Here is a 2,413-nt window from a genome sequence, read left to right as displayed (position 1 = left end):
GTGTCGGCAGCGCACGGAAGAAGGCCTGCGGCAGCCAGATGCGGCGGAAGATCTTGAAGCGGCTCATGCCGAAGGCGCGCGCGGCTTCCAGCTGCCCTTTCGGCACGCCGGCGAAGGCGCCGCGCATCACCTCGCCTTCATAGCCTGCAAATGACAAGGTCAACGCCAATACGCCGTAGGGCCAGGCTTGCCTGAGATAGGGCCACATCCAGGACTCGCGGATCCATGGATATTGCGGAAAAAGCGATCCCAGCCCGTAGTAGAGCAGCCACAGTTGCAGCAGCAGCGGCGTACCGCGGATGATGGTGCAGAAGATCTTGGCCGGTGCGGCGAGCCAGAACGGCCCACCGGCCTGCGCCAGCCCAAGCGGTACGGCCAGTATAAAGCCCAGCGCGCAGGTCACGACGAGGATACACAGCGACCGCCAGATGCCGAGCAGCCCCATCTGCCAATATTGCGGCAGCCAGTCCCAGCGCATGAAGAAGGCCGCGCAGAGGACCAATCCCAGCGCGATTAGGATCAGCACGATGCGGTGCGGCTTCAGCCAGAGCGAGGCACGCGCCGCCATGTTGATCGCGGTCGCTTCGGCCGACATCAGCGCGCCTCCTTGACGGAAGGCATGCCGCGCCGCGACCAGGCCTCGACGCGGCCGATGATCACGTTGGAAAACAGCGTCAGCGCCAGATAAAGCGCGCCGGCAGCAAGATAGAAGACCAGATAGGCCTTGGTGACGCCGGCCGCCTGACGCGTCGCCAGCGTCAGTTCGAAGAAGCCAACGACGGCAAGCAACGCGGTGTCCTTGGTGGCGATCAGCCAGAGATTGGCAAGGCCGGGAATGGCGAAAGGCAGCATTGCCGGCAATGTTATGCGCCTCAACATAAGGCCGGGCGGCATGCCATAGGCGCGGGCGGCCTCGATCTGGCCTTGTGGGATGGACAGGATGGCGCCGCGGATGACTTCCGTCGAATAGGCGCCCTGCACGACCCCAAGGACAAAGATGCCGGCGGCCAGCCCGCTGATGTCGACGCGCTGGTAACCCATAGCGGTCAGCAGCTGATTGATGAGATCGGTGCCGGCGTAATAGAGCAGCAGGATCAGCACCAGTTCCGGCACGGCGCGCACCACCGTGGTGTAGACGGCGAGCAGATCGCGCGTCACCGGTCCGCCGTAAAGCTTGCCCCAGGCGCCGCCGGTGCCGATCAAAAGGCCAAGGCAGGTGGCGCCGATGGCGATCTCGATCGAATGCAGCAATCCGACCAGCAGGGTGCCGCCCCAGCCGGGCGGCACGGGCGACAGGAGTTCGATGATGCCGGCCGCCGAGGCCGGAAGAAAGGCATTGATCAGCTTCGCCCCCGAATTGCTGGCAGCCGCCGACCGCAGCGTTCAGCGGCGGGCTTGCGTGGACAGGGTTTGGGCCAAGGGGCATGGCGCTGGCCATGCCCCAATATCAAATGGAGGCGTCAGTTCGACTGCGTGGCGCCGCCATAGATGTCGAAGTCGAAGTATTTCTTGGAGATTTCATCGTACTTACCATTGGCGCGGATCGCCTTGATGCCAGCGTTGATCTTTTCCTTGAGCGCGGTGTCTTCCTTGCGCACGCCGGCGCCCACGCCCGGTCCCAGCACCTCGTCGTCCGGCGCGACCATGCCCTTCAGATCGCAGCAGGCCTTGCCCTGGTCCGTCTTGAGGAATTCGCCGAGCGCGATGGAGTCGGCCTGCACCGCATCGAGACGGCCGGCGGCGAGATCGTTGTTGGCCTCGTCCTGGGTCTGATATTCCTTGATCTCTTGCGCGCCGGTGAAGTGCTTCTTGGCGTAGACGGCATGTACGGTCGACACCTGAACGCCGATCACCTTGCCTTTAAGATCGTCCGGCGTGGCGCCGAACTTCTGATCCTTCGGTCCGATGATTGCTGTCGGCGTGTTGTAATACTTATCCGAGAAGTCGATCGTCTTCTTGCGCTCGTCGGTGATCGACATCGAGGAGACGATGAGGTCGATCTTCTTGGTGGTGAGCGCCGGAATGATGCCGTCCCAGGCAGCGGGCGTGATGACGCAGTCGAGCTTCTCCTCGGCGCAGACGGCGTCGATGAAATCGATCTCCCAGCCGACCCACTTGCCCGTCGCGTCCGGCGAGGTGAACGGCGGATAGGGCTCGGCGGCGACGCCGATCTTGACCTGATCGGCCTTGGCCACGCCCATCGCGGCGACGCCGAACAGCAGCGCCGCGGCGAAGGTCTTGAGAACAGTCTTCATTTCAGGACTCCCAGTTTGTTGTCGTTCCCGGTTTTCGCTCCGCTTGACGCCGGCCCTAGCCGACATTGCGGAGGAATTGCTTGAGCCTTTCGGATTTCGGCGCGCCGAACAGCTGTTCCGGCGGGCCTTCTTCCTCGACCAGCCCGTTGTAGAGGTAC

The 2,413-nt window shown here is 63.4% G+C and carries 3 protein-coding genes and 1 pseudogene; all 4 read right to left on the bottom strand.

The genetic code is table 11. The features are described 5' to 3' along the window. Positions 1-595: ABC transporter permease subunit (locus tag EOA60_RS28935; protein ID WP_128312319.1), on the bottom strand; the 595-nt coding region annotated here is incomplete at its 3' end. Next, a complete protein-coding gene (locus EOA60_RS28930) occupies positions 595-1,260 on the bottom strand; it encodes an ABC transporter permease subunit (RefSeq protein ID WP_127247917.1) in 666 nt (221 codons plus the stop codon). The genes EOA60_RS28935 and EOA60_RS28930, both read right to left, overlap by 1 nt. A 200-nt stretch (positions 1,261-1,460) precedes the next feature. Next, positions 1,461-2,255 carry a transporter substrate-binding domain-containing protein gene (locus EOA60_RS28925; protein WP_128312317.1) on the bottom strand — a complete coding sequence of 265 codons (795 nt, stop codon included), beginning with the start codon at positions 2,253-2,255 and terminating at the stop codon, positions 1,461-1,463. Positions 2,256-2,310: 55 nt separating this feature from the next. Beyond that, a pseudogene (locus EOA60_RS39310) lies at positions 2,311-2,413 on the bottom strand (histidine/lysine/arginine/ornithine ABC transporter ATP-binding protein); the annotation flags it as partial.

It is taken from the genome of Mesorhizobium sp. M1A.F.Ca.IN.020.06.1.1, from assembly GCF_004023265.1.
Classification (GTDB): domain Bacteria; phylum Pseudomonadota; class Alphaproteobacteria; order Rhizobiales; family Rhizobiaceae; genus Mesorhizobium.
The sequence above is the reverse complement of the archived record's forward strand: the minus strand, read 5'-3'. Positions and strand labels throughout refer to the sequence as shown.

What these genes read in the sequence shown, in the direction of transcription:
- EOA60_RS28925 (WP_128312317.1), bottom strand. Translation starts at nt 2,255, where the DNA reads ATGAAGACTGTTCTCAAGACCTTCGCCGCGGCGCTGCTGTTCGGCGTC.